1 protein-coding gene and 1 pseudogene are annotated in these 2,286 nt (G+C 72.5%); both read right to left on the bottom strand.

What is annotated here, in order from left to right:
- A pseudogene (locus tag AC2W7J_RS17575) lies at nt 1-1,385 on the bottom strand (DNA polymerase III subunit gamma and tau); the annotation flags it as partial.
- A 100-nt stretch (nt 1,386-1,485) separates the two neighbouring features.
- Nucleotides 1,486-2,055 (bottom strand): NADPH-dependent FMN reductase, encoded by a 570-nt coding sequence (locus tag AC2W7J_RS17570; RefSeq protein WP_255184410.1) that lies wholly within the window; start codon nt 2,053-2,055, stop codon nt 1,486-1,488.
- Between the last annotated feature and the right edge of the window lie 231 nt (nt 2,056-2,286).

The following is a 2,286-nucleotide window of genomic DNA, read 5'->3' as shown; positions in this document are numbered from 1 at the left end:
CGAGGCGGAAGGGGCTCGGACGAGCGCTCCGGGGTCGAGGCTTCGTGGGGCAGGCACGGGCACCGCGGGCGCGGACGGGACCGACGCAGCGGGCGCAGGCGGGACCGACGCAGCAGGTGCAGCCACCGCAGCAGCAGGCGCTGCAGGCGACGGCGCGGAGGGAGCACCCGCGCTCGTGTGCCCACCCGACGCATCCACCGCGGGACCGCCACCGGTCGCACTCCCCCGACCTCGAGACGACGCTCGATGCGGTCCAGGCGAGCGCCGTAGCCCGACTCGCCGGCCGCGGCGGGCAGCAGCACGCGCGCGGCGATGATCTCGAGCTGCACGCGGGGCGAGGTGGCCCCCGTCATCTCGGTGAGGCCGGCGTTGATGATGTCGGCGGCACGCGATAGGGACGCGGGACCGAAGACCGACGCCTGCTGGCGCATCCGGTCGATCTGGTCACCCGGCAGACCACGCAGGATCGCCGCCGCGCCGTCGGGCGCCGCGGACACGACGATGAGGTCGCGGAACCGCTCGAGCAGGTCCTCGACGAAGCGCCGCGGGTCGAGGCCCGTCTCGATGACCGAGTCGATGACCTTGAAGACGCCACCGGCGTCCCCCGCGCCGAAGGCGGTCACGGCGCTGTCGAGCAGCTCGCCGTCGGTGAAGCCGAGCAGCGCGGCGGCCCGCTCGTAGGTCAGCCCTCGGTCGTCACTGCCGGCGATGAGCTGGTCGAGCACGGACAGCGAGTCACGCACCGATCCGCCACCGGCGCGGACGACGAAGGAGAGGACCCCCGGCTCGACCTGCACGCCCTCGGCATCGCAGAGCTGCTGCATGTAGTCCTGCAGGCGGGCCGGCGGCACGAGCCGGAAGGGGTAGTGGTGGGTGCGCGAGCGGATCGTGCCGATGACCTTTTCGGGTTCAGTCGTCGCGAAGACGAACTTCACGTGCTCGGGCGGCTCCTCGACGATCTTGAGCAGGGCGTTGAAGCCCTGCGGCGTCACCATGTGCGCCTCGTCGATGATGTAGATCTTGAAGCGGCTCTGCGCCGGCCCGAAGGAGGCCCGCTCCCGCAGGTCGCGGGCGTCGTCGACACCACCGTGACTGGCGGCGTCGATCTCGATGACGTCGACCGTGCCGGGGCCACCGCGGGCCAGCGCCACGCACGAGTCGCACTCGCCGCACGGGGTCGGCGTCGGCCCCTGCTCGCAGTTGAGGCACCGGGCGAGGATGCGCGCGCTCGTCGTCTTGCCGCAGCCGCGCGGCCCGGAGAAGAGGTAGGCGTGGTTGACCCGGCCGGAGCGCAGCGCCTGCATGAGCGGCTCGGTCACGTGCTCCTGCCCGATGACGTCGGCGAAGCTCTCGGGGCGGTAGCGGCGGTACAGGGCGGTGCTCACGGGCACGAGCCTACGTGCGGACGACGACAGCGGCCTCCCCCGTGGGGAGGCCGCTGTGGATCGGCCCGTCGACGCCGGCCGACGACGTGGTGACGACGCGTCAGGGACGAAGGGAGGCGGTCGCCTCCGCGAGCCGCGTCAGCTGCTTGAGGACATTGCCCAGCTCCTTGGCCCGGCGCTCGGCGGGGGCGAAGACGTCGCCGTCCTCCCCCTTCGTCACCTCGAGCATGGTCGAGAAGGAGACCTGGCCGCGCACGACGTGCATCTGCGGGTTGGCGAGGATCGTGCGCCAGTGCTCGACGGCCCGCACGCCGCCGTCGGCGCCGTAGGAGACCAGGGCCGCGGCCTTGTGGACCCACTCGGGGTAGAGCACGTCGAAGGCATTCTTCAGCGCCGCGGGGACGCCGTGGTTGTACTCGGGCGTGACGAAGACGTAGGCGTCGAACTCGTCGATCTTCGCGCCCCACCGGCGGGTCTTGGGGTTGTCGTACTGCCGCTTGGCGGCCCCGGGGACGGTCGGCTCGTTGAGCAGGTCGAGGTCGTAGTCCGCGAGGTCGACCAGCTCGTACTCGGCGTCGTCACGGTCGGCGACCTGGGCGACGACCCAGTCGGCGACCTGGGCGCCGAAGCGTCCGGGGCGGGTGCTGCCGAGGATGATGGCGATCTTCACGAGGGTCCTCTCGGTCGGGGCGTGGCGAGGGCCCGCCATCCGTGGTGGATGGCGGGCCCAGCCGGTGGTCAGCTGCGGCGACGGTCGTCGCGCACTTCGTCGACCTTATCGCGCACCTTGTCGAAGAAGCCCTTGCTCTGCTCGGGCTGGGGCCGCTCCTCCGGTGCGAGACGGTCGCGGGCGGGGTCCTCGTCGAGCGGCGGCGCCGCCGGCGGGGGGCACGTCGCCCCC

The organism is Janibacter sp. CFPM2_SD2 (assembly GCF_057364645.1).
Note: the sequence above shows the minus strand (reverse complement) of the source record. Positions and strands in the feature narration are given on the sequence as shown.